General features: G+C 70.8%; 21 protein-coding genes. 8 read left to right on the plus strand and 13 right to left on the minus strand.

Annotation, left to right across the window (positions count from 1 at the left end; translation table 11 throughout):
- The first annotated feature begins 657 nt into the window (after positions 1–657).
- Positions 658–1,653, plus strand: coding sequence for a tryptophan--tRNA ligase (gene trpS / locus ACI2LP_RS30085; protein ID WP_404727687.1), 996 nt, complete (start codon positions 658–660; stop codon positions 1,651–1,653).
- Positions 1,654–1,706: 53 nt separating this feature from the next.
- On the opposite strand, the gene proC is transcribed toward trpS, so the two are convergent.
- Complete coding sequence (gene proC, locus ACI2LP_RS30090) at positions 1,707–2,516, minus strand: pyrroline-5-carboxylate reductase (protein ID WP_404727688.1); 810 nt, start codon at positions 2,514–2,516, stop codon at positions 1,707–1,709.
- 157 nt (positions 2,517–2,673) lie between these two features.
- Positions 2,674–3,609, minus strand: a complete 936-nt coding sequence (locus tag ACI2LP_RS30095; protein ID WP_404727689.1) for a L,D-transpeptidase — start codon at positions 3,607–3,609, stop codon at positions 2,674–2,676.
- Positions 3,610–3,748: 139 nt separating this feature from the next.
- Between ACI2LP_RS30095 and ACI2LP_RS30100 the strand changes: the two genes are divergently transcribed.
- Both ACI2LP_RS30100 and ACI2LP_RS30105 read left to right on the plus strand, forming a co-directional pair.
- Positions 3,749–4,255, plus strand: a complete 507-nt coding sequence (locus ACI2LP_RS30100; RefSeq protein WP_404727690.1) for a SigE family RNA polymerase sigma factor — start codon at positions 3,749–3,751, stop codon at positions 4,253–4,255.
- Complete coding sequence (locus ACI2LP_RS30105; RefSeq protein ID WP_404727691.1) at positions 4,248–4,880, plus strand: hypothetical protein; 633 nt, start codon at positions 4,248–4,250, stop codon at positions 4,878–4,880. Before ACI2LP_RS30100 ends, ACI2LP_RS30105 begins: the two co-directional genes overlap by 8 nt.
- Positions 4,881–4,885: 5 nt before the next feature.
- On the opposite strand, the gene ACI2LP_RS30110 is transcribed toward ACI2LP_RS30105, so the two are convergent.
- Entirely contained in the window at positions 4,886–5,623 is a 738-nt protein-coding gene (locus ACI2LP_RS30110; RefSeq protein ID WP_404727692.1) for an ABC transporter permease, read from the minus strand.
- A complete protein-coding gene (locus ACI2LP_RS30115; RefSeq protein WP_404727693.1) occupies positions 5,620–6,420 on the minus strand; it encodes an ABC transporter ATP-binding protein in 801 nt (266 codons plus the stop codon). The genes ACI2LP_RS30110 and ACI2LP_RS30115 overlap by 4 nt, the downstream gene beginning before the upstream one ends.
- Positions 6,421–6,524: 104 nt before the next feature.
- Between ACI2LP_RS30115 and ACI2LP_RS30120 the strand changes: the two genes are divergently transcribed.
- Positions 6,525–6,986: a hypothetical protein gene (locus ACI2LP_RS30120; protein WP_404727694.1), complete on the plus strand. Its 462-nt coding sequence runs from the start codon at positions 6,525–6,527 to the stop codon at positions 6,984–6,986.
- A 172-nt stretch (positions 6,987–7,158) separates the two neighbouring features.
- On the opposite strand, the gene ACI2LP_RS30125 is transcribed toward ACI2LP_RS30120, so the two are convergent.
- From ACI2LP_RS30125 to ACI2LP_RS30135, 3 genes are read right to left on the minus strand one after another with little or no spacing between them, the layout of a single operon-like run.
- Positions 7,159–7,920: a class I SAM-dependent methyltransferase gene (locus ACI2LP_RS30125; protein WP_404727695.1), complete on the minus strand. Its 762-nt coding sequence runs from the start codon at positions 7,918–7,920 to the stop codon at positions 7,159–7,161.
- Between the two features lie 25 nt (positions 7,921–7,945).
- Positions 7,946–8,497 (minus strand): hypothetical protein, encoded by a 552-nt coding sequence (locus tag ACI2LP_RS30130; RefSeq protein ID WP_404727696.1) that lies wholly within the window; start codon positions 8,495–8,497, stop codon positions 7,946–7,948.
- A 36-nt stretch (positions 8,498–8,533) separates the two neighbouring features.
- Positions 8,534–8,845: a peptidase gene (locus ACI2LP_RS30135; RefSeq protein WP_404727697.1), complete on the minus strand. Its 312-nt coding sequence runs from the start codon at positions 8,843–8,845 to the stop codon at positions 8,534–8,536.
- Between the two features lie 162 nt (positions 8,846–9,007).
- Between ACI2LP_RS30135 and ACI2LP_RS30140 the strand changes: the two genes are divergently transcribed.
- Complete coding sequence (locus ACI2LP_RS30140) at positions 9,008–11,137, plus strand: PQQ-binding-like beta-propeller repeat protein (protein ID WP_404727698.1); 2,130 nt, start codon at positions 9,008–9,010, stop codon at positions 11,135–11,137.
- 81 nt (positions 11,138–11,218) lie between these two features.
- Here ACI2LP_RS30140 and ilvD read toward each other — a convergent pair whose 3' ends face one another.
- The 4 genes from ilvD to ACI2LP_RS30160 all read right to left on the minus strand — a co-directional run bounded on the left by ilvD (position 11,219) and on the right by ACI2LP_RS30160 (position 15,695).
- On the minus strand, positions 11,219–13,069 hold the full coding sequence (gene ilvD / locus ACI2LP_RS30145) for a dihydroxy-acid dehydratase (protein WP_404727699.1): 1,851 nt from the start codon (positions 13,067–13,069) through the stop codon (positions 11,219–11,221).
- A gap of 234 nt (positions 13,070–13,303) precedes the next feature.
- Positions 13,304–13,915 carry a TetR family transcriptional regulator gene (locus ACI2LP_RS30150; protein ID WP_404727700.1) on the minus strand — a complete coding sequence of 204 codons (612 nt, stop codon included), beginning with the start codon at positions 13,913–13,915 and terminating at the stop codon, positions 13,304–13,306.
- Entirely contained in the window at positions 13,912–14,739 is an 828-nt protein-coding gene (locus ACI2LP_RS30155; RefSeq protein WP_404727701.1) for a sugar phosphate isomerase/epimerase family protein, read from the minus strand. Before ACI2LP_RS30155 ends, ACI2LP_RS30150 begins: the two co-directional genes overlap by 4 nt.
- A 23-nt stretch (positions 14,740–14,762) precedes the next feature.
- On the minus strand, positions 14,763–15,695 hold the full coding sequence (locus ACI2LP_RS30160) for a Ppx/GppA family phosphatase (RefSeq protein WP_404727702.1): 933 nt from the start codon (positions 15,693–15,695) through the stop codon (positions 14,763–14,765).
- Between the two features lie 40 nt (positions 15,696–15,735).
- Here ACI2LP_RS30160 and ACI2LP_RS30165 point away from each other — a divergent pair, with 40 nt between their 5' ends.
- The gene (locus ACI2LP_RS30165; RefSeq protein WP_404727703.1) at positions 15,736–16,575 is read left to right on the plus strand and encodes a hypothetical protein; all 840 of its coding nucleotides are present in this window, start codon (positions 15,736–15,738) and stop codon (positions 16,573–16,575) included.
- A gap of 51 nt (positions 16,576–16,626) precedes the next feature.
- Here the strand turns inward: ACI2LP_RS30165 and ACI2LP_RS30170 are convergent, their stop codons facing one another.
- Entirely contained in the window at positions 16,627–18,312 is a 1,686-nt protein-coding gene (locus tag ACI2LP_RS30170) for a hypothetical protein (RefSeq protein ID WP_404727704.1), read from the minus strand.
- Between the two features lie 396 nt (positions 18,313–18,708).
- Here ACI2LP_RS30170 and radA point away from each other — a divergent pair, with 396 nt between their 5' ends.
- Positions 18,709–20,163 carry a DNA repair protein RadA gene (gene radA, locus ACI2LP_RS30175; RefSeq protein ID WP_404727705.1) on the plus strand — a complete coding sequence of 485 codons (1,455 nt, stop codon included), beginning with the start codon at positions 18,709–18,711 and terminating at the stop codon, positions 20,161–20,163.
- Between the two features lie 44 nt (positions 20,164–20,207).
- Positions 20,208–21,332, plus strand: a complete 1,125-nt coding sequence (gene disA, locus ACI2LP_RS30180; protein WP_404727706.1) for a DNA integrity scanning diadenylate cyclase DisA — start codon at positions 20,208–20,210, stop codon at positions 21,330–21,332.
- A gap of 73 nt (positions 21,333–21,405) precedes the next feature.
- On the opposite strand, the gene ACI2LP_RS30185 is transcribed toward disA, so the two are convergent.
- Positions 21,406–22,212, minus strand: coding sequence for a hypothetical protein (locus tag ACI2LP_RS30185; RefSeq protein WP_404727707.1), 807 nt, complete (start codon positions 22,210–22,212; stop codon positions 21,406–21,408).
- Between the last annotated feature and the right edge of the window lie 130 nt (positions 22,213–22,342).

The raw sequence follows: 22,342 nt of genomic DNA on the forward strand, positions 1-22,342 counted from the left end.
TTGAGTTCTCAAGGAACGGACGCTTCCTTTGTACTCACCCACAGAACACTTTCCGGGGCTTTCCTCCGGGCGCTTCCCTTCGGTCTTGCGTTTCCGACTCTATCAGACTCTTTCGTGTCCGATTCCCCGTCGGAAGGGGTTCGCTTTCCGGCCTTTCGGCTTTCCGGCGGTTCCGACTCTATCAGATCCTTTCGGGCCTGATTCCCGGTCGAACTCGGGTTGTCATTCCGGCCGTTGGGCCGTTCCGACGAGTGAGACTTTAGCGGAATCCTCGCCCCCGACGCTAATCGGGGCTGCGCTCCTTCGAACGCGGATTCCTCATTTCACAAAAGCGCACAGAAAGCTGAGCGACAGAGTGCCGCTTGCTTGTAGTGGATCTTGCGGAATGGCTGTCCGGGGACCGGCCGAAGTCGGTGCTCACGTCGGACAACTCGGAGAACACTACGGTTGCCGGTATCCGCTGTCAACCTGGTGCCAGGTCCCGTAGTCTCGTACGCATGACAACGCGTACGTGCTTCCTTCAGTGGTGGGCCGCCTGACGGCGGCCGGCACCTACGCATGCACTCAACGGCCGCCGCTTCGGCGGCCGTTCTCGTTTCTCCCTCCGGGAGTCCGGTCGCTGGACGCGGCGGCTCCTTTCAGGAGACGGAGAGCGGGATGACGCGGATCTTCAGCGGGATCAAGCCCACAGGGCATCTGACGCTGGGCAACTACCTCGGGGCGCTTCGCCGGTGGGTCGAGGTCGACCAGCATCAGGCGGATGCGCTGTTCAGCGTGGTCGATCTGCATGCGCTGACCGTGGAGCACGATCCGGCGCGGGTGCGCAGACTCAGCCGGCAGGCCGCCACGCTGATGCTGGCGGCGGGACTGGATCCGGAGCTGTGCACCGTATTCGTACAGAGTCATGTGGACGAGCACGCGCGGCTTTCGTATCTGCTGGAGTGCACCGCGACGGACGGCGAGCTGCGCCGCATGATCCAGTACAAGGAGAAGAGCGCGCAGGCCCGGGCGGGCGGGCAGAGTGTGCGGCTGTCGCTGCTGACGTACCCCGTGCTGATGGCCGCGGACATCCTGGCCTACGGGACTGATGAGGTTCCTGTGGGGGACGACCAGACCCAGCACGTGGAGCTGACCCGGGATCTGGCGGTTCGGTTCAACCAGCGGTACGGACACGTCTTCACCGTGCCGAAGGCGACGCATCCCCAGGTGGCGGCCCGGGTCATGGATCTGCAGGACCCGATGTCGAAGATGGGGAAGTCGCACGAGTCCGGGGCCGGGATCGTCTATCTGCTCGATGACGCGGACGTGGTGCGCAAGAAGATCATGCGGGCGCTCACGGACAGCGGGCGCGAGGTCGAGTACGACCGGGAGGGCAGGCCCGGGGTCGCGAATCTGCTCGAAGTGCTGGCGGCTTGTGAGAGTGGAAACCCGATCGAGCTGGCCGGTGCATATGAGTCGTACGGGGCCTTGAAGAGGGATACGGCCGAGGCGGTGGTGGAACTGCTGCGGCCGGTCAGGGAGCGGCACGCCGAGCTGGCGGCGGATCAGGACTATGTCGATGAGGTGCTGAGGAAGGGGGCCGAGCGGGCCAGGGGGATGGCCAGGCCGAGGGTGGATGCCGCCCATCGGGCGATCGGGCTGCTGCCCGGGTAGCGGAGGACGGCTCGCCCCACCGCTGTGGCGCCTCAGCGGTGGGGGGACGGGCGTCAGCTGTTGCCGGAGGCGAGTTCGCGGCTGCGGTCGCGGGCCGCTTCGAGGGCGGCGATCAGGGCGGCGCGTACACCGTGGTTCTCGAGTTCGCGGATGGCGCTGATGGTGGTGCCGGCGGGGGAGGTGACTGCTTCACGGAGCTTCACGGGGTGTTCGCCGCTGTCTCGGAGCATGACGGCAGCACCGATGGCGGCCTGAACGATGAGGTCGTGGGCCTGGGCGCGCGGGAGGCCCAGGAGGATGCCCGCGTCGGTCATGGCCTCGACGAGGAAGTAGAAGTACGCCGGACCCGAGCCGGACAGGGCGGTGGCCGCGTCCTGCTGGGACTCGGGGACGCGGAGGGTCTTGCCGACGCCGCCGAAGATCTCCTCGGCGTGGGCGAGGTGGTCGGCGGTCGCATGGCTGCCGGCCGAGATCACGGACATGCCCTCGTCGACGAGTACGGGGGTGTTGGGCATGACGCGGACGACGGGGGTGCCCGCAGCGAGGCGCTCTTCGATGAAGGAGGTGGGGATGCCGGCTGCGGCGCTGATGACAAGGCGGTCAGCGGTGATGTGCGGGGCGAGCTCGTCGAGGAGCTTGCCCATGTCCTGGGGCTTGACGGCCAGGATGAGGGTGTCGGCCCGCTTGGCGGCCTCGGCGTTGGTGACGGGCTCGACGCCGTAGCGGGTGCGGAGTTCTTCGGCGCGATCGGTGCGGCGGGTGGTGACCAGCAGGTCGGCGGGGCGCCAGCCGGCGCGGATCATGCCGCTGAGAAGGGCCTCGCCGATCTTGCCGGTACCGAGGACTGCGACTGTCTGGGTCATGGCTCTGTTCACCTCGCCGGTGGGGACACGTGCCGTCATCCTCGCACCGGGGGCGTGGCGGTGCCGGGGCGTCCGAGGGGCGGTACGGGTGAGTGCCCGCCCGCACCGTGGACGCCGTGACCGGCTCCGCCGCGATCCGTCGCGCCCTCCTCCCGGTCTAGAGGGCGCTGCGGGAGCGCCATTCGGACCAGGAGAGGTTCCAGTCGCCGTAGCCGTTGCCGGGGGCGACCCGGTCCTTGGAGTTGATCACGCGGATGACGTCGCCCGGGATGATCTGCTCGTAGAAGCGGCGGGCCGTGCCGTCGGAGGCGAGGCCGATGCAGCCGTGGGTGACGTTGTCGCGGCCGGCGTAGGTGTTGGCCCTGTCGTTCTGGTGGAGGTAGGTGCCGGAGGTGGTGAGGTGGACCGCGTAGCTGTACCAGCCCTGGTAGGCGTCGGCGATGTTGACGGTGCGGGAGTCCATATAGACGCGGCGCTGCTTGTCGGAGACCACCATCGTGCCGTTCCAGGTGTCGAGGCCGGGGCGGCCCGCGGTGATCGGGATGGTCTGCGTGGCCGCGCCGTCCTTGACCACGGTCATCTTGTGGGTGCGGACGTCGACCGTCGCGACGAGGGAGCGGGCCACGGTGAAGGAGCGGGCGATGGAGGGGCCGGCCGTCACGCTGACCTTGGTGCCCGGCCTCCAGTAGGTGCGGGGACGGAAGTCGACGCGCTGGCCGTCGTGGAGGTTGCGGTCCTTGATCCAGGCCCAGGCGCCGGTGACGCCGGGGTCGGCGGTGACCTTCAGTCGGCGTTCCACGTCGGCGCGCTCGGACGTGGGTATCGGGCGCTTGAAGGTCACGGAGATCGGCATGCCGACGCCGACGTGCCCGCCGTCGATGATGTTGATGGAGGCGTCGGCCAGGTGGCCGAGGGTGGCAGCTGAGGGCGGGGTGGTCGTGGGCCGGGGTGTTGCGGGAGAGGAGGCCGGACTGCCGGCGGCCGGTGGCTTGGTCGCTGCGGCGGCGTCGGATGTCAGGCCCGCGTCCGAGCAGCCGGTGAGCGACAGTGCGCAGATCAGGCCGAGCGTGGCCGCGCCGATGTGTCCTCGCATGGATTCCTCCCCCTGGGTCAGCTGATGGTTCAGCTGTGCTGGTTCGGCTTCTGTACGCACGGGAGGAGGGGGAGGGTTGCAGCGGTGACGAAGAGAGTTTCCGGGGAACCGGCGGGGCGCGGGCGCTGTCCTACCGCTCGTGACGGAGGAGGAGTTCGATGCCTTCTACGCGACCTCGTTCCCGCGGTTGGTGGGGCAGTTGTACGCGTTGACGGGCGATCACGGCGAGGCTCAGGACGTGGTTCAGGAGGCGTTCGTACGGGCCTGGGACCGCCGTGTCTCCTTCCTGGCGGAGGCAGCTCCGGAGGCGTGGATCCGTACGGTCGCGATGCGGCTCGCGGTGAGCCGCTGGCGGCGGGCGAAGCGGTGGGTGGAGCTGGTGCGCCACCAGGCGCCTGCGGACCGGGTGCCGGGCCCCGGTCCGGAGCACACGATGCTTGTGCAGGCGTTGCGGCAGCTGCCGGAGGCACAGCGGCACGCGGTGGTGCTGCATCATCTGTGCGATCTGAGTGTCGAGCAGATAGCGGCGGAGACGGGGTCCCCGACAGGGACCATCAAGGCCAGGCTGTCGCGTGGGCGTGCCGCTCTCGCCAAGCTGTTGTCCCCCGGGGAGCCCGCTGACGAGAGGGAGGGCAGCCGTGTCTGAGCACGAGCCGGACGGGCTGGATTCCGCGCTGCGGGTGCTGGCCGCCGACGCGGCGGCGCCGCCGACGCTGTCGGGCGGGCAGATCCGGCGGCGCGGTGAGGCGCGTGGGCGGCGCAGGCGGGTGGTGGCGGCGACGGCCGCGGTCGTGGTGCTGGGCGCGGGTGCCGTGGTCGGGGTGCCGTGGTTGATGGACGGGAACAAGGAGGTCCGGCGGCCGGTGGCGACCGATCCGCCGAACCCGTCGCTGTCGGCTCCCGCGCCTGCGTCCACCCGTGCGCGCGTCGACATCCGCACGAAGGTGCTGACGTTCGAGCCGGCCGGTGAGAAGGCCCGTTCCTTCCGTCTGACGATGAGGGACGACGTGACCGCGGGCAGCGCGAAGGTCAGGTACAAGGACCCGAGGCGGAAGATCCCCGCGTTGCTGTCGGACCCACCGGACAACTCGTACAACCTTGAGGCGAGCTGGGTGGTGGAGCTCTCGCTGCCGAGCGGTGAGGTGCTGTATCTGTTCGCGGACGACGCCTCGGGAAGCCCCATGAACCGGAGCGTGCTGCGGGTGCCGGCCGCCGACGCCGGGTGGGTCTACGACCGGCTGAATGTCGGCGACACCGTCACGCTGGAGTAGGAGCGTCAGGCCGTGCGGCGGCGCAGGGTCGCCGCGCCGAGGGCCAGGACGAGTACCGCGCAGGCGCCGACGATCAGCACGTCCCGCAGGAAGTCGCCGGTGGCGTCCGGGTGGCGCAGGACCTCGGTCATGGCGTCGACGGCGTACGACATGGGCAGGACGTTCGAGATCGCCTCCAGGACCGGCTGCATCTGGTCGCGCGCGGTGAACAGACCGCAGAGCAGCAGCTGCGGGAAGATCACGGCCGGCATGAACTGGACCGCCTGGAACTCGGAGGCCGCGAAGGCCGAGACGAAGAGGCCGAGTGCGGTGCCGAGCAGGGCGTCGAGGAGTGCGACGAGCAGCAGAAGCCAGGGCGAGCCGATGACGTCGACGCCCAGGGCCCAGAGCGCGAGGCCGGTGGCGAGGAGGGACTGGACGACGGCGACGAGGCCGAAGGCCAGGGCGTAGCCGGCGATGAGATCGCCCTTGCCCAGCGGCATGGCGAGGAGGCGTTCCAGGGTGCCTGAGGTGCGTTCGCGCAGGGTGGCGATGGACGCCACCAGGAACATCGTGATCAGCGGGAAGATGCCGAGCAGCGAGGCACCGATGGAGTCGAAGGTCCGGGGGCTGCCGTCGAACACGTACCGCAGCAGGAAGAGCATCACGCACGGCACGAGGACCATCAGGGCGATGGAGCGCGGGTCGTGGCGCAGCTGGCGCAGGACGCGGGCGGCGGTGGCGAGGGTGCGTGAGGTGCTCATCGGGCGTTCTCCTGAAGGGGCTTGGGCGCGGCAGCGACCGTCGTGTGCCCGGCGTTGGCCTCGTCGACCAGGTGGAGGAAGGCGGCTTCGACCGTTTCCGAGCGGGTGCGGAAGCGCAGATCGTCCGGGCTGTCCTCGGCGAGGATCTCGCCCTCCCGCATCAGCAGCAGGCGGTGGCAGCGTTCGGCCTCGTCCATGACGTGCGAGGAGACGAGGATCGTCGTGCCGCGTTCGTCGGCGATGCGGTGGAAGAGGTCCCACAGGTCGCGGCGCAGGACGGGGTCGAGGCCGACGGTCGGTTCGTCGAGTACGAGCAGTTCGGGTGTGCCGAGCAGGGCGACGGCGAGAGAGACGCGGCTGCGCTGCCCTCCGGAGAGACGGCCGGCCAGGTCGTCGGCGTGCGGGCCGAGGTCGACGTCGGTGATGGCGCGGGTGACGTGTTCGCGGCGGGCGTCGCGGCGGTTGCGGCCGGGCAGCAGGACGGCGGCGAAGTAGTCGAGGTTCTGGCGGACCGTCAGGTCGTCGTAGACGGACGGAGCCTGGGTGACGTAGCCGATGCGGGAGCGGAGTGCGCGGTCGCCCGCCGGTTTGCCGAGGATCTCGAGGGTTCCGGTGACCTGGGCCTGGGTGCCGACGATCGCGCGCATCAGGGTGGACTTGCCGCAGCCGGAGGGGCCGAGGAGGCCGGTGATACGGCCGGGCGGGACGGTGAAGTCGATGCCGCGGATGACGGTGCGGTCTCCTCGTACGACGGTGAGGCCGCGGGCCAGGACGGCAATCCCAGAAGAATTCATCATGTGATGAATACTGCGACCGGGGGCGGCGCGGCGTCAAGAGATGGGGGACGGGTCAGGGGCATCCCCCATGGCGTACCGGGGGAAGGGCGGCGGACTGTGGACATATGAGCCACAACAGTGAGATCTCGAAGGCCGAGCAGCGGCGTCTCGCCGTCGCATCGGCGACACTCGGGCCGTGGCGCGCCGCGGCGGCGGTCGGCGGTCTTGGCGGAGGTGTCGCGCTCGCGCTCGGGACCATCGGCGACGGCATCGGACTCGGCGTGCTCGCATGGGCTCTGTCGGTCGCGCTGATGCTGTTCTTCATGGTCGGCGGGGCGGGCGCGGTGCTCGGCGACAGGCCGGGCGCGGGAAGCGGCGACGACCGCCGGATACGACGCTGGGCCGCGGCCCACCCATGGCGGGTCGCGGCCGTGCCGGGCGCGCTGATGGTGGCGGCGGATGTGGTGGTGCGCCAGGCGCTCACGACGCAGGGGATCTTCGCCAGCGTGTGGGACGGGCTGTGGCGGGGCGTCATGGTGGTTGCCGTGGTGGGGCTGGTGGGACGGTTCTCCCGCGGGCGGGGGTGACGGGTGGCGCCCGGTCACACGCCGCGCGGCCCATCGCTCCCGTCCGCCCGACGAACGCAGTGGAGCCCGCCGAGGGCCTCAGCCCACGCCCGGGAGTCGACAGACGGCTGCGCTGCTTCTCGAATTCGTCCGGCTCGGCCATGTCTCGGCTCCTCTCCCGCTCTGTGCCCTGCTACATGGAGCTGTCGGGCGCGCTGAGTGTGACAGTCAGCTCCACGGCATACGCCTCCTCGACAACGCCGTCCGGGAAGAGAGCGAGCAGTTCGGCCCGCTCCCGGGCGAGAAAGTGGGTCGTGGCCTCCTCACCGAGCACCAGGAAGACCGAATGGCTGCCGAGGTTGGCGAGGTGGGTGTCGAGCGGGACCCGCCGGGTCCAGTGCACCCGGCGTTCGACGGACTCCAGCCCGTCCGGCAGCCGCCGGGCGCGACCCCCGGCGCCGTGTGCCCCGTAGGTCAGCTCGCGGCGGAGGCGTTCGTCCTGCGCGGCGATCCACGGCACAGCGGGGTCCGAGACGTTCCACCACAGGGCGAGCGCACCGCCGGGCCGCAGCACCCGCAGTGCCTCCGGGACGGAGCGCGCCGGGTCGGTCCAGTGCCAGGACTGGGCGTACGTGACGAGGTCGGCGCAGCCGTCGGCCAGCGGCAGCGCGTCACCGAAGCCCCGCACCAGCGGTATGTCCGGCAGGGTGCCGCGCAGTTGGGCGGCCATTTTGGCGCCCGGCTCCACGGCGGTGACCTGTGCGCCGCGCTCCCGCAGCAGGCGGGTCGCTATGCCGGTGCCCGCGCCGACGTCTATGACGCGCGAGCCGCTGAGCGGGCGGCCGGTCAGCTCCTCGACCGCGTCGAAGAGGGCGGGCGGGTAGCCGGGACGTGCCGCGTCGTACTGGGCGGCGGCCGCGTCGAAGGAAAGCGCGCGCAGCGCATGATCCGTCATGCACCCCATCCTCACCGGAATGCCGCTACTTACGCCGGGACTTGCCGCTCTTCGCCCCGCCACCGTTCGACCCGCCGCTCTTCGCCTTGCGGGCCGCGGGGTTGCCGGTGCGCGCGCCGCGGCGCTTCTCGTACTGCGTGCGGGCACTCTCGTACTCCTCACGGTGCAGCTTCTCGCCCGGCGCCTCGGTCAGCGAGCGGAAGAAGTACGCGAGGAGCAGGCCGACGAAGCCGATCACTTTGAGGCTGCGCAGCGAATCCTCGCCGACCGGGCCGGTGCCGCGGCGGGTGAAGCCCTCCCAGGTCTTGCGGAAGGCGACAGCGCTGCAGATCGCGAACATGACCACGACCAGCGTGTTGACGAAGCCGCCGACATCCGCCACCGCCAGGCCCTGGTAGGCGAAGCGCAGTACGAGGCAGCCCGCGACGGCTGCCGCGAGCGAGCCGACGGCAACACCGGCGCGGCGCAGCCCGTAGCCCCCGTCACGGCCGACCCAGGTCGTGCCGAAGAAACGGATGGGCTCGGGCTGCGGGCCGCCGCCGGCGTGCGTCTCGCTCTGCTCACTCTGCTCGCTCACGGGGTCGATTATCCCCGGGGCGAGACCGCCGCCCCCTCAGGAGCAGCGGATCGTCACATAGCCGTCGCTTCCGGTGTTCACATACGCGTCCGCGACGAACTGCCCGTTGGCGATGTTGTCCCAGATGTTGGACGTGCCGTACGGGCCGCTGACCCGCTCTCCCGGCTTCTGGCAGTTGATCGGCACCCGTGCCCCGATCGGCAGCACCTTGATCAGCCGGTAGTTGGTGCCGGGACCGCTGCGGACGTTCAGCGCCACACCCGGTGCGACCGGATAGCGCTTGGCCGTGGTCTCCTCGTAGGTCTCGCCGAAGCTCTCGGACTCGCTCTGCACTTCTTCAACAGCCATGGAACTTCTCCCCCGCCACTGTGACTTGTTTCCGTTACGGTGTCTTGATCCGTACGGTCCGTTCCGTACGCCGCGCAGGCTAGCAAGCCACACCTGCATCGCACGCATCATCGACTAGGCTCCGTGCGTCGCGCGTGCGCACGAACAACACGGGGGTGGAAGATGCCACCGCTGCGCAGCACCGGGCGGTTCCCGGAAGCGGAGCATCCGGAATATGCCGGGCAGTACCGCCTTGAGTCATGCCTGGGCACAGGCGGAATGGGTGTCGTCCATCTGGCCAGCTCCGCGTCGGGGTTGCGCCTCGCGGTCAAGGTCATCCATGCCGAGCATGCCTCAGATCCCGAGTTCAGAGCCCGATTCCGGCAGGAGGTCACGGCCGCCCGCAGGGTCAGCGGCGCCTTCACCGCGCCCGTCGTCGATGCCGACCCGGAGGCCGAACGGCCCTGGATGGCCACGCTGTTCATCGAGGGCCCGACGCTCGCCGAGCGGGTGAAGCGGAACGGGCCGCTGGGCGCGGACGAGCTGCGCAAGGCGGGCGCGGGACTGGCCGAGGCGCTGCGTGACATCCACCGCGCCGGCGTGGTGCACCGTGATCTCAAGCCCAGCAATGTGCTTCTCGCGCCCGACGGGCCCAAGGTCATCGACTTCGGCATCTCCCGCCCCGCGGACAGCGATCTGCGTACGGAGACGGGCAAGCTGATCGGTACGCCGCCGTTCATGGCACCCGAGCAGTTCCAGCGCCCGCGCGAAGTCGGGCCTGCCGCAGACGTGTTCGCGATGGGCGCCGTGCTGGTGCACGCGGCGACCGGGCGCGGCCCCTTCGACTCGGACAGCCCGTACATCGTGGCCTACCAAGTGGTGCACAACGAACCGGACTTGGCGGGCGTGCCGAAGGATCTCGTGCCGCTGTTCCGGCGCTGCCTGGCGAAGGATCCGGCGGAAAGACCGACGCCGTACGAGCTGATGGTCGCGCTGCGCAGCTCCTCGCCCTCGTCCTCGTACGACACCCAGGCATACATACCGGCGCAGCGGACACCGGACCCCCGCGAGAACGCGCTCCGCCGGCTCACCGCACGCCCCCGGCTCCGGCTGAGCCGCAAGCTGCGGTGGGTGGCGGCAGGCGTGGCGCTCGTCGTGCTGGTCACGGCCGGGATCGTCGTCGTACGGGCGGTGGCGGACGGCGACAGCACGGGCTCCGCGCCCAGCACGCCCCGTGCCGAACACGGCTTCAGCCCCTGGAGCGTGTCCCTGCGCGGCGGGGACGGGGAGAACAGGACACCGGTCTGCGCGGCGGGAGGTCACGGGCTGTACTGCGCGGCCCCGGGGATCAAGGCGGCCCGGCTGAACCCGGACAACGGCACGACCCTCTGGTCCACGCCGGCGGGCAACACCACGGCGCAGACCGACGAAGGTATGACGCCGGTGCTCGCCGGCGGACTGCTGCACGTGATCGCGCCCGGCGGACACCGTCTGGAAGCACTCGACCCGGAGTCGGGCAGGGTGCGCTGGGACCGCGACATCTCCCCGTACTCCTCGGTCCGGCACGCCGGCTCCCTGGTGCTGCTGGTGACCGAGAGCGGTCGAGTACGGGCCGTCGACGCGGCGACGGGCAAGGAACGCTGGACCCGGCAGCGCGGCGGACGCGGCGCCCAGTGGGTCTCGTCCCCGGGCGCCGACGGGCCTGCACTCGCCGCAACGCCTTCGCCGGACGGTACGTCGACGCTGATCAGCGCGGTCGATCCGGCGAGCGGCGACCTGCTGTGGCAGAAGCGGGTGAAGGGGTCGCTGAGTCCGGTACAGCGAGTGGGCGGGGTGCTGTATCTGCTCGCCGCCAACAGAGACGGCTTCACGGACGCCGTCGTACGACTCGACACCACCGGCCGCGCGCGTACCGTCCGCCGTATCGCGCTGCCCACACCGCTCGATCAGGCGCAGGCGACGGTGGCCGGGAACACCGTCTATCTCAGCGGTTCGGGCGGCGCGCTGCTCGCCCTCGGCACCGGCGGGTCCAAGCCCGCGCAGCTGTGGCGGCTCGAGACCTCGGTGACCCATCTCTCGCGCCCGGCCGCCGACGCGCACGCGGTGTACGTGACGGCCGGGGACGGGCGGCTGCTGGCGGTGGACGCCTTGCGCGGTGTTCTGATCGGCCAGACGAAACCGCGTATGGACGACGGGCGTTACACGTTCGCGTCCATGCTGCCCGCGCCGATCGCGACGGGGGGCGAGGTGTACGGGACGGCGCCGGACGGGTCGGTGTTCGCGCTCAACGCGGGGGATCCGGGGCGGTGGTGACGGGCACATCAAGCCCGTCCGGCGATTGAGGACATGCGGCCGAAGGCCGCATACCGGGGTCTGGGGCGGAGCCCCAGTCGGTCAGCCGAGCTGGGACACGTCCCGGACCGCGCCCTTGTCCGCGCTCGTCGCCATCGCGGCGTACGCCCGCAGCGCCGCCGAGACCTTCCGTTCGCGGTTCTTCGGCGCGTAGACGCCACCCAGCGCCGCCCGCCGGGCAGCCAAGTCCTCGTCGGACACCAGGAGTTCGATCATGCGGTTCGGGATGTCGATACGGATGCGGTCGCCGTCCTCGACCAGCGCGATGGTGCCGCCCGAGGCCGCCTCCGGCGAGGCGTGGCCGATCGACAGGCCCGAGGTGCCGCCGGAGAAGCGGCCGTCCGTGACCAGCGCGCAGGCCTTGCCGAGCCCGCGGCCCTTCAGGAAGGACGTCGGATACAGCATCTCCTGCATGCCGGGGCCGCCCTTGGGGCCCTCGTAGCGGATGACGACGACGTCGCCCTCCTTGATCTGCTTGCGCAGGATCTTGTCGACGGCCTCGTCCTGCGACTCGCAGACGACGGCCGGGCCCTCGAAGGTCCAGATCGACTCGTCGACGCCGGCGGTCTTCACCACACAGCCGTCCACGGCGAGATTGCCCTTGAGGACGGCGAGGCCGCCGTCCTTGGAGTACGCGTGCGCCGCGTCGCGGATGCAGCCGCCGGCCGCGTCGGTGTCCAGCGACTCCCAGCGCTCGGACTGCGAGAAGGCGGTCGCGGAGCGGACGCAGCCGGGGGCCGCGTGCCACATCTCGACGGCCTCGTCCGAGGGCGAGCCGCCACGCACGTCCCACGCCTCCAGCCATTCCTTGATGCCCGGCGAGTGGACCGTGTGGACGTCCTCGTCGAGGAGTCCGGCGCGGTAGAGCTCACCGAGGATGGCGGGGATGCCGCCGGCCCGGTGCACGTCCTCCATGTAGTACGTGCCGCCGGGGGCGACGTTCGGCGCGACCTTGGCCAGGCACGGCACCCGGCGCGAGACCGCGTCGATGTCCTTGAGGTCGTAGTCGAGCCCGGCCTCCTGCGCGGCGGCCAGCAGGTGCAGGATCGTGTTGGTCGAGCCGCCCATGGCGATGTCGAGGGCCATGGCGTTGTCGAAGGCCGCGCGGGTGGCGATATTGCGCGGCAGGACGGAATCGTCGTCCTGCTCGTAGTAGCGCCGGGTGATGTCGACGACCGTGCGGGCGGCGTTCTCGTACAGCGCCTTGCGGGCGGTGTGCGTGGCGAGGACGGAACCGTTGCCCGGCAGGGAGAGACCGATGGCCTCGGTCAGGCAGTTCATGGAGTTCGCGGTGAACATGCCGGAACAGGAGCCGCAGGTCGGGCAGGCGTTCTCCTCGATACGCAGGACGTCCTCGTCCGAGACGTTCTCGTTGACCGCGTCCACGATGGCGTTGATCAGGTCGAGCTTGCGGACCGTGCCGTCGACGAGGGTGGCCTGGCCGGCCTCCATCGGGCCGCCGGAGACGAAGACGACCGGGATGTTGAGGCGCAGCGCGGCCATCAGCATGCCCGGGGTGATCTTGTCGCAGTTGGAGATGCAGATCAGCGCGTCGGCGCAGTGCGCCTCGACCATGTACTCGACGGAGTCGGCGATCAGGTCGCGCGAGGGCAGGCTGTAGAGCATGCCGGCGTGGCCCATCGCGATGCCGTCGTCGACGGCGATGGTGTTGAACTCGCGGGGCACGGCGCCCGCCGCCAGGATCGCGTCGGACACGATCCGGCCGACCGGGGCGAGGTGGGTGTGCCCGGGCACGAACTCGGTGAAGGAGTTGGCGACGGCGATGATCGGCTTGCCGATATCCGCACTGGCTACGCCCGACGCCCGCATAAGGGCGCGGGCGCCCGCCATATTGCGGCCGTGGGTGACAGTGCGGGACCTCAGCTCGGGCATCGTCGCTCGCTCCTTCAGACGGATAGGACTCATTCGAGCGTACGCCGCGGCTCCAAGATCTGGACACCCTGTCCGTTATACGGGACGCCCGGCTCACGCTTCGGTCATTCGCGCTTCGGCCGTCACATGTCGGCCCACACACGTCGGCCGTCACATGTCGGCCCACACACGTCGGCCGTCACATGTCGGCCCACACACGTCGACCTTCACGCTCCGGCCCTCACACATCCGCCCTCACGCTTCGGTCAGATACCGCTGCAACGTAGGGGCCACCATCGCCACGATCGTCTCCGGGTCCGCCGAGGCCAGCGGCTCCACCTGGATCACATAGCGCAGGATCACAATGCCGATCATGTGCGAGGCCGCGAGCTCCGCCCGGAACTTCGGATCCGGCACATCGAGATCGCCCGCGATCCGCTCGAGGAGACGCCGCAGCACAAAGCTCCGCAGCACCTTCGCCGCCGCGTCGTGGGTGAGCGCCGAACGGATGATCGCCAGCATGGGCGCCCGGCTTACCGGGTTCTCCCACACCCCGATGAAGTAGCGGGCGAGCCGCTCGCCGATGCCCTCCGCGCCCTGTCCCAGGATCACCGGGATCACCAGGGCCGGCTCGAAGGAGACCTCGATCGCGGCCGCGAAGACCTCGTCCTTCGTACCGAAGTAGTGGTGCACGAGGGCCGGGTCGACGCCCGCGGCCCGGGCGATGCCGCGGACGGTGGTCTTGTCGTAGCCGCGCTCGGCGAACTCCGTACGGGCGGCGGCGAGGATGCGCTCGCGGGCGCCGGGGCCCGTGTCCGACTCCGTACGGGCCGGGCGGCCGCGGCGCTTCGGTGACGTGCCCGTCATGAGATGCGGGCTGCCGAGGCCAGGTGCAGCCGGGTGAAGGCGAGGGCCTCGGCGAGGTCGGCCTCGCGTTCGGCGGCCGACATCGCGCGCCGGGTGTTGACCTCGATCACGACATGGCCGTCGAAGCCGTTACGGGCGAGGTGCTCCAGCAGCTCGGCGCAGGGCTGGTTGCCGCGGCCCGGAACCAGGTGCTCGTCCTTGGCGGACCCCTTGCCGTCGGCGAGATGCACATGGCCGAGCCGGTCGCCCATCCGGTCGACCATCGCCAGGGTGTCGGTCCGGGAGGTCGCGGTGTGCGAGAGGTCGATCGTGAAGTGCCGGTAGTCCTCTTTGGTGACGTCCCAGTCGGGTGCGTACGCAAGCATCTCGCGGTCCCGATAGCGCCAGGGGTACATGTTCTCGACAGCGAAGCGGACGTCCGTCTCGTGCGCCATCCGCCAGATTCCGGTGACGAAGTCCCGGGCGTACTGCCGCTGCCAGCGGAAGGGAGGGTGCACGACGACCGTCGACGCCCCCAGCTTCTCGGCCGCCGCCTGCGCGCGCTGGAGCTTGACCCAGGGGTCGGTGGACCAGACCCGCTGGGTGATCAGCAGACAGGGCGCGTGGACGGCGTGTATCGGCACCTCGTGGTAGTCCGAGAGACGGCGCAGGGCCTCGATGTCCTGGCTGACGGGATCGGTCCAGACCATGACTTCGACGCCGTCGTACCCCAGGCGCGCGGCAATCTCGAAGGCCGTCGCCGTGGACTCCGGATAGACGGAAGCCGTCGACAGGACAACCTTCGCATCCGGGATGCGCACCACTGGTTCTGCCGGTTCTGCCACGGGAGACAGGGTACGGGGCCGCACTAGGAGGCCGGGAGGTGGTCCAGGCGCCGCAGAATGACGCCCTCGCGCAGCGCCCAGGGGCAGATTTCGGCTGCCTGGACCCCGAACAGATCCATCGCACCCTCCGCGACCAGGGCTCCCGCCAGCAGCTGGCGGGCACGGCCCTCGGACACGCCCGGGAGTCCTGTGCGCTGCTCGCCCGTCATGGCAGCGAGCTTCGGCACCCACTCCTGGAGTGATCTACGACTCAGTTCACGCTGCACGTACAACCCCTCGGTGGAGCGGGCTGCCCCCGCGATACGCGCCAACTGCCTGAAGGTCTTGGACGTCGCCACGACGTGGTCCGGCCGTCCGAGCCGGGTGAACTCACCGACCACACGGGCGATTTCCGCCCGCACATGGCGGCGCAGCGCCCTCACGTCCAGGGGGTCGGGCGGGTCTCCCGGCAGCATCGCGGCGGTCAGCCGGCCCGCGCCGAGCGGCAGCGACACGGCTTTGTCCGGCTCCTCGTCGATCCCGTACGCGATCTCCAGCGAGCCGCCGCCGATGTCCAGGACCAGCAGCTTGCCGGCCGACCAGCCGAACCAGCGGCGGGCCGCGAGGAACGTGAGCCGGGCCTCCTCGTCGCCGGTCAGGACCTGTAGATCGACCCCGGCCTCGGCCTTGACCTTGGCCAGCACCGTGTCGGCGTTGCTGGCCTCGCGGACGGCGGAGGTCGCGAACGGCAGCACCTGCTCGCAGCCCTGGTCCTCCGCGGCCTGCACCGCGCCCTCGATCGTCTCGACGAGCCGCTCGATACCGGCGGGACCGATCGCCCCGTCGTCGTCGAGCAGCTCGGCGAGCCGCAGCTCCGCCTTGTACGAATGGGCCGGCAGCGGGCGGGCTCCAGGGTGGGCGTCCACCACCAGCAGGTGCACCGTGTTCGAACCGACGTCGAGGACTCCGAGTCTCATGGAGCGAACGCTACTGCCGTTACGCGCATACGCTGGGCCTGTGCCAAAGACGAAAAAGGCGAAGCCGGGCAAAGCCAAGCCCTCGAAGCAGCGTGACGAGCCCAGGCGCGACGAGCGCGACGAGAAGGGGCTCGACTTCGCGCGCGCATGGGTCGAATTCCCGGACCCCGCCGACGACGAACAGGTCTTCCGCTGCGATCTGACCTGGCTGACCTCGCGCTGGAGCTGCATCTTCGGCAGCGGCTGCCAGGGCATCCAGGCGGGCCGGGCGGACGACGGGTGCTGCACGCTGGGCGCGCACTTCTCGGACGAGGACGACGAGCAGCGGGTCGCGGAGCATGTTGCGCGGCTCACTCCGGAGCTGTGGCAGTTCCACGACGAGGGGACGGAGGGTGGCTGGGTCCAGCTCGACGACGACGGCGAACGCCAGACGCGTCGGTGGGAGGGCTCGTGCATCTTCCAGAACCGTCCGGGCTTCCCGGCGGGCGCGGGCTGCTCGCTGCACATCCTCGCCCTGCGTGAGGGCCGCGAGCCGCTGGAGACCAAGCCGGACGTCTGCTGGCAGCTGCCCATCCGCCGGACGTACGACTGGATCGACCGGCCGGACGACACGCGCGTGCTCCAGGTGTCGATCGGCGAGTACGACCGGCGGGGCTGGGGACCGGGCGGCCACGACCTCCACTGGTGGTGCACGTCGGCGACGTCGGCGCACGGCGCAGGTGAGCCGGTGTACGTGACGTACCGCCCGGAGCTGACGGAACTGATGGGCAAGAAGGCCTACGACGTCCTTGCGGACCTGTGCAAGGCCCGCCTGTCGTCGCAGCTTCCACTGGTGGCGCCGCACCCGGCGGACCCGTCGAACCCCGCAGACCCGGCCTGAAGCTCCGGGGCTGAGCCGGAACCTCTCAGACCCGGCCTGAATCCCTGAGGCTCAGCCCGACCGGGAAGGCGGGGACGACGATCCGTCCTCCGGCGGGGTCGGGGGCGGGTCCGACGGAGAGGAGTCCGTCGGGGTCGGTGTGGGGTCGCTCGGAGTCGGGTCCGACGGGGTCGGCGTCGGCTCCGGAGACGGCTCCGTCGGCGTAGGCGTCGGGTCCGACGGGGTGGGTGCCGGGTCCGACGGGGTCGCGCCGAAGCCGTCGATCTCGACCACCGCTCCCGACGGGTCCACCCCCACCCGCGCGCTCCACGCCCCGGCCGGCTCCCGCGTACGGTCCACGGTCACGTAGATCGTCACCGACTCGCCGGGCCGCAGTGTCCCGGACGTGTGGCTCATGTACAGCCACGCCGCGTCCGTCCACGCCGACCACCTCACCGGCGCGCCACCGGACGCCGTCAGCGTGATCCGCGTCGTGTTGCCGGACGGCTGCGCCTCGACCGTGAGGCGGCCCGGGCCGCTCGCGCGGCCGGCGCGGGACGACGGTGTGGACGTGCCGACGCTGATGACCTCGACCGAGACATCCGGCGAACGCGAGCCGGCCGTGAACCGGGAGTCCGGTTCCGCCTGCGCATTGCCCGCGTTCTCGTAGTAGTCGTACGGCTCACCGTGCATTCCGCGCGGCCCGTCCGCCTCGCTGGCGATGACCGAGGCCCCGTCGTGCCCCTCCCCCGTCAGCGGTGCGCCCCGGTATGCCGCCCACAGCGCCAGCACCGGCGCCGCGACGACGGTGGCCACGACGGTGGTCGTCAGTGCGCGCGCCCTCAGCCGGCCCCGGCGGGCCGCGTGGTCCTTCGGATCCAGCGGAAAGCCGTTGCGGCCGAAGCGCGGCGCGCCCGCCCGCGCCCGGGGAACCTGCTGCATCGCCCCGTACACGGTGGCCCGCGGGGCTTCGACGAGCGGCAGCGCGGCCGGGGCGACGGCCGACCCCGGCCACGGGCCGCCCGCTCCCGCGCGCTCGGCGATGCGGCGGCAGCGCGGGCAGTCGTCGACGTGCCGGACGAGCTCCTGGCGCAGCGTGGCGGAGAGCAGCACCCGGTGGTCGCCGGTGAGCCGGGCGACGGCCGGGCAGTTGCCGCTTTCGACGACGGCGAGCGCGGACCGGGTGCGCTCGACCTCGCAGGCCGCCGTGGCCAGCAGCTCACGCGCGGCGAGCGGGTCGAGGCCGAGGACGGAGGCGACCTCGCCCGTCCCCAGCCCGTGCCGGACGGCGAGTTCGAGGGCCTCGCGCTGTTCGGGCGTGGTGCCCGCCGCCTCCGGCCAGGCCAGCAGCGCCAGTTCACCGCGGCGGCGCTCGACGACGCCCTCGGGGACGTGCGGGGCCTCGTCCGAGTCGGCGGGCCGCGCCGGGCGCCCGGTGTGCGCCCCCGGCGACCTGCGCCGCTGTTCGGTCAGCCGCCGCAGACAGGCCCACCGCGCGAGCGCATACAGCCAGGCCTTCCGCTCGGCCTCGCCCGACGGGCAACGCCCGTACTGGCGCTCGGCGATGGCGAGTACCTCACCGAGGAGCTCGGTCGCCGCGTCGTGGTCGCAGAGCACGGCGAGGCAGTAGGTGAACAGGCCGTCGAGGTACGGCTCGTAACGTGCGGGAGACAGCCCTGCGGACGGACGGGGCGCGCGCCGGTGTGTGCGGTGTGCGCCGGTGGTGTGCGTGGGTGGCTCAAGCCTGCTGCTCGTCACTCGGCGACCGTAGGCTGACAAGCACACCCCCTTCGTCCCCCTTGAACACTTTTAATCCTTACGGGTGAACAGTTCGCTCGAAGGGGGACAGGAATCGTTAATTCCGTCCCTACCGCCCAGTCGGCCGCCGATGAGTTACCCGGCCCGGGGAAGTCAACCTGTCATGAGCAACGTGACCTCAGGCACCGTGATCTCAGGCATGTCGATGTCTTTGGACGGCTTCATCACCGCCCCCGACGACACCCGCGAGAACCCGCTGGGGGTGGGCGGCACGCGCCTGCACCGGTGGGTCGGGGAGATGAACCGGACCGACGCCCAGGTCCTGGAGGCCCGCGGCGACGTGGTGAAGCAGCCCGCGGCGACCGCGTTGTCAGTGGCCCCCGCTACGGTTTGCGCATGGCTGCCCGTACGAAATCCGCGAAGGACCGGCCGTCCTACCGTTGCACCGAATGCGGCTGGACGACCGCCAAGTGGCTCGGCCGCTGCCCCGAATGCCAGGCCTGGGGCACGGTCGAGGAGTACGGCGCACCCGCGGTCCGCACCACGGCCGCCGGCCGCGTCTCCACCGCCGCCGTTCCCATCGGCCAGGTCGACGGACGGCAGGCCACCGCCCGCTCCACAGGCGTGGACGAGCTCGACCGGGTCCTCGGCGGCGGTCTGGTGCCCGGCGCCGTCGTGCTGCTCGCGGGCGAGCCGGGCGTCGGCAAGTCCACGCTGCTGCTCGACGTCGCGGCGAAGGCCGCAAGCGACGACCACCGCACGCTGTATGTGACCGGCGAGGAGTCCGCGAGCCAGGTCCGGCTGCGTGCCGACCGGATCCACGCCCTGCACGACCATCTCTATCTCGCCGCCGAGACCGATCTCTCCGCGGTCCTCGGCCACTTGGACGCGGTCAAGCCGTCCCTGCTGATCCTCGACTCCGTACAGACCGTCGCATCCCCCGAGATCGACGGCGCACCCGGCGGCATGGCGCAGGTCCGCGAGGTCGCCGGCGCGCTGATCCGCGCCTCCAAGGAACGCGGGATGTCCACGCTCCTGGTCGGCCATGTCACCAAGGACGGCGCGATCGCCGGACCGCGCCTCCTTGAGCATCTGGTGGACGTGGTGCTGTCCTTCGAGGGCGACCGGCATGCGCGCCTGCGTCTCGTACGAGGCGTCAAGAACCGCTACGGCGCGACGGACGAGGTCGGCTGCTTCGAGCTGCACGACGAGGGCATCACCGGGCTCGCCGACCCCTCGGGCCTCTTCCTCACCCGCCGGGACGCCCCGGTTCCGGGCACCTGTCTGACGGTCACCCTCGAAGGCCGCCGCCCCCTCGTCGCCGAGGTGCAGGCGCTGACCGTCGACTCGCAGATCCCCTCGCCCCGGCGCACAACCTCGGGTCTGGAGACCTCCCGGGTCTCAATGATGCTCGCCGTGCTGGAGCAGCGCGGCCGGATCACCGCGCTCGGAAAGCGCGACATCTACAGCGCGACGGTGGGTGGAGTGAAGCTCTCCGAGCCCGCCGCGGACCTGGCGATCGCGCTCGCGCTGGCCTCCGCCGCCAGCGACACCCCACTGCCCAAGAACCTGGTCGCGATCGGCGAGGTGGGACTTGCGGGCGAGGTCAGAAGGGTCACGGGCGTCCAGCGCAGACTCGCCGAGGCGCACCGTCTCGGCTTCACGCACGCCCTCGTGCCGTCCGATCCGGGCAAGATCCCAGCCGGCATGAAGGTGACAGAAGTGGCCGACATGGGGGATGCGCTGAGGGTGCTCCCGCGCGGGCGGCAGAGACCTTCCGACGGGGCCTCTGTAACGGCCCCGCGCAAAGAGCGTGCGGAGGCCACCCGGGACGACGACACGCGCCGGTAGACTTTGCCCTGGTCTCGCCCATCCGTACGAGCCGGAGGAGTGCAGTGGCAGCCAAGGACGGGGCATCAGCACCCGGAAAGTCCGGCGGAGGCTCCGGCAACGAAGCGCTGATCCGCGCCGCCCTGAGCGCGGTCGCTCCCGGCACCGCCCTGCGCGACGGCCTGGAGCGGATCCTCCGCGGCAACACCGGAGGCCTGCTCGTCCTCGGCATGGACAAAACGGTCGAATCCATGTGTACCGGCGGTTTTGTACTGGATGTGGAATTCACCGCGACCCGGCTGCGCGAGCTGTGCAAACTGGACGGCGCGCTCATCCTCGACAAGGACATCGGCAAGATCCACCGGGCCGGTGTGCAGCTGGTCCCGGACGCCTCCATCCCCACCGAGGAGACGGGCACCCGCCACCGCACGGCGGACCGGGTCTCCCGGCAGTGCGGCTTCCCGGTCGTCTCCGTGTCGCAGTCGATGCGCCTGATCGCGCTGTACGTGGACGGGGAGCGCCGGGTCCTCGAGGAGTCGGCCGCGATCCTCTCCCGCGCCAACCAGGCGCTCGCCACCCTGGAGCGCTACAAGCTCCGCCTCGACGAGGTCGCGGGCACGCTGTCCGCGCTGGAGATCGAGGACCTGGTGACGGTCCGGGACGTCACGGCCGTGGCGCAGCGTCTGGAGATGGTGCGCCGGATCGCCACGGAGATCGCCGAGTACGTGGTGGAGTTGGGCACCGACGGCCGCCTTCTGGCGCTTCAGCTGGACGAGTTGATCGCGGGCGTGGAACCGGAGCGCGAGCTGGTCGTACGCGACTATGTGCCGGAGCCGACCGCGAAGCGGTCCCGCACGGTCGACGAGGCGCTCACCGAGCTGAACGACCTCACGCACGCCGAGCTGCTCGAACTGCCCACAGTGGCAAGGGCTTTGGGGTACAGCGGTTCCCCGGAGACGCTGGACTCGGCGGTCTCGCCGCGGGGTTACCGGCTGCTGGCGAAGGTGCCGCGGCTGCCCGGCGCGATCATCGAGCGGCTTGTCGAGCACTTCGGCGGGCTGCAGAAGCTGCTCGCGGCGAGCGTGGACGATCTGCAGACGGTCGACGGGGTGGGCGAGGCGCGGGCGCGCAGCGTGCGCGAGGGCCTGTCGCGTCTCGCGGAGTCCTCGATCCTCGAACGCTACGTGTGATTCCGGTTGCCCGAGAAATCAAGCCCGTCCGGGGATTGAGGACAAAGCGGCCACTGCGCGGCCCCGGCTACCTCTAGTCCTTCTCCAGGCGGAACGACGCCGGAAGCACCGTCACCCCCGGAAACTCCGCCTCCACCAGATACGTGCCCGCCCCGGCCGGCCCGGCCGACGGCGTCGCGCACTGCGGAGCGCTCCGCTTGCGGTCCCACTCCACCGAGTGCGTGATCGTCGCTCCCGCCGGGACCCTCAGCAGCAGGCTGCCGGCCGCCCGCGGGCAGTCCTTCGACGACCACACCTTGTCGTCCTTGCCGTCCTTGACCGTCAGCACCGCCGCCCGGGGACCGAAGTCCGCCTTGCAGGTGGCCCCCGACGAGTTGGAGGCGACCAGTTGGAACGCGGGCTTCTCTCCCGGCGCATACGCGACCTTCGCACTGCGCAGGGTCAACTTCAGTGCGCCCGGGGCGCAGTCGGGAAGTTTCGAGGAGGCCGGGACCTGCTGCCCGCCCGCGCCGGCACTGCCCGCGCCGCCCGCTCCGTTGCCGCCGCCGGCGCCCGCTTCACCGCCCGCGCCGCCGTCGGATCCTGTGCCCGTACCGCCCTCGTCCGTGCCGCCGTCGCCGGTGCCGGAGTCCCCCGACTCGTCGCGCCCGCCCGGCTGTTCACTGATCGCGGGGCCGGACTGCGAGGGTCCGGGGGTGATGGAGGGCGCGGGAGTAGCACCGTTGGCGCTGTCGTCGCCCTTGCCACCGTTGCCGCCGCTGGTACTGAGCGCCCATGCGATCAGCATCGCGAGCAGCGCGATCAGTGACAGCGCGACTGCCCTCCGTCGCCAGTAGATGGAGGAGGGGAGCGGCCCGATCGGATTGCGCAGAGATCCCACGGCGCAAACTGTACGAGAGATCGGGGCCAACTCCTGTCCCACCCGCCGCCCGACTTGGCGAGTTCTGCGGATCATCATCACGGGCGCGGCCCGCGACCCCACTTTCGGCGGGTTTGTGCGTACAACTCCC

Source organism: Streptomyces sp. NPDC019890, from assembly GCF_044903445.1.
Classification (GTDB): Bacteria; Actinomycetota; Actinomycetes; order Streptomycetales; family Streptomycetaceae; genus Streptomyces.

Bases quoted from the DNA above. Each gene is read 5' to 3' on its own strand.
- trpS (WP_404727687.1), top strand. From the start codon at position 658: ATGACGCGGATCTTCAGCGGGATCAAGCCCACAGGGCATCTGACGCTG.
- proC (WP_404727688.1), bottom strand. From the start codon at position 2,516: ATGACCCAGACAGTCGCAGTCCTCGGTACCGGCAAGATCGGCGAGGCC.
- ACI2LP_RS30095 (WP_404727689.1), bottom strand. From the start codon at position 3,609: ATGCGAGGACACATCGGCGCGGCCACGCTCGGCCTGATCTGCGCACTG.
- ACI2LP_RS30110 (WP_404727692.1), bottom strand. From the start codon at position 5,623: ATGAGCACCTCACGCACCCTCGCCACCGCCGCCCGCGTCCTGCGCCAG.
- ACI2LP_RS30115 (WP_404727693.1), bottom strand. From the start codon at position 6,420: ATGATGAATTCTTCTGGGATTGCCGTCCTGGCCCGCGGCCTCACCGTC.
- ACI2LP_RS30120 (WP_404727694.1), top strand. From the start codon at position 6,525: ATGAGCCACAACAGTGAGATCTCGAAGGCCGAGCAGCGGCGTCTCGCC.
- ACI2LP_RS30125 (WP_404727695.1), bottom strand. From the start codon at position 7,920: ATGACGGATCATGCGCTGCGCGCGCTTTCCTTCGACGCGGCCGCCGCC.
- ACI2LP_RS30135 (WP_404727697.1), bottom strand. From the start codon at position 8,845: ATGGCTGTTGAAGAAGTGCAGAGCGAGTCCGAGAGCTTCGGCGAGACC.
- ACI2LP_RS30140 (WP_404727698.1), top strand. From the start codon at position 9,008: ATGCCACCGCTGCGCAGCACCGGGCGGTTCCCGGAAGCGGAGCATCCG.
- ilvD (WP_404727699.1), bottom strand. From the start codon at position 13,069: ATGCCCGAGCTGAGGTCCCGCACTGTCACCCACGGCCGCAATATGGCG.
- ACI2LP_RS30150 (WP_404727700.1), bottom strand. From the start codon at position 13,915: ATGACGGGCACGTCACCGAAGCGCCGCGGCCGCCCGGCCCGTACGGAG.
- ACI2LP_RS30160 (WP_404727702.1), bottom strand. From the start codon at position 15,695: ATGAGACTCGGAGTCCTCGACGTCGGTTCGAACACGGTGCACCTGCTG.
- radA (WP_404727705.1), top strand. From the start codon at position 18,709: ATGGCTGCCCGTACGAAATCCGCGAAGGACCGGCCGTCCTACCGTTGC.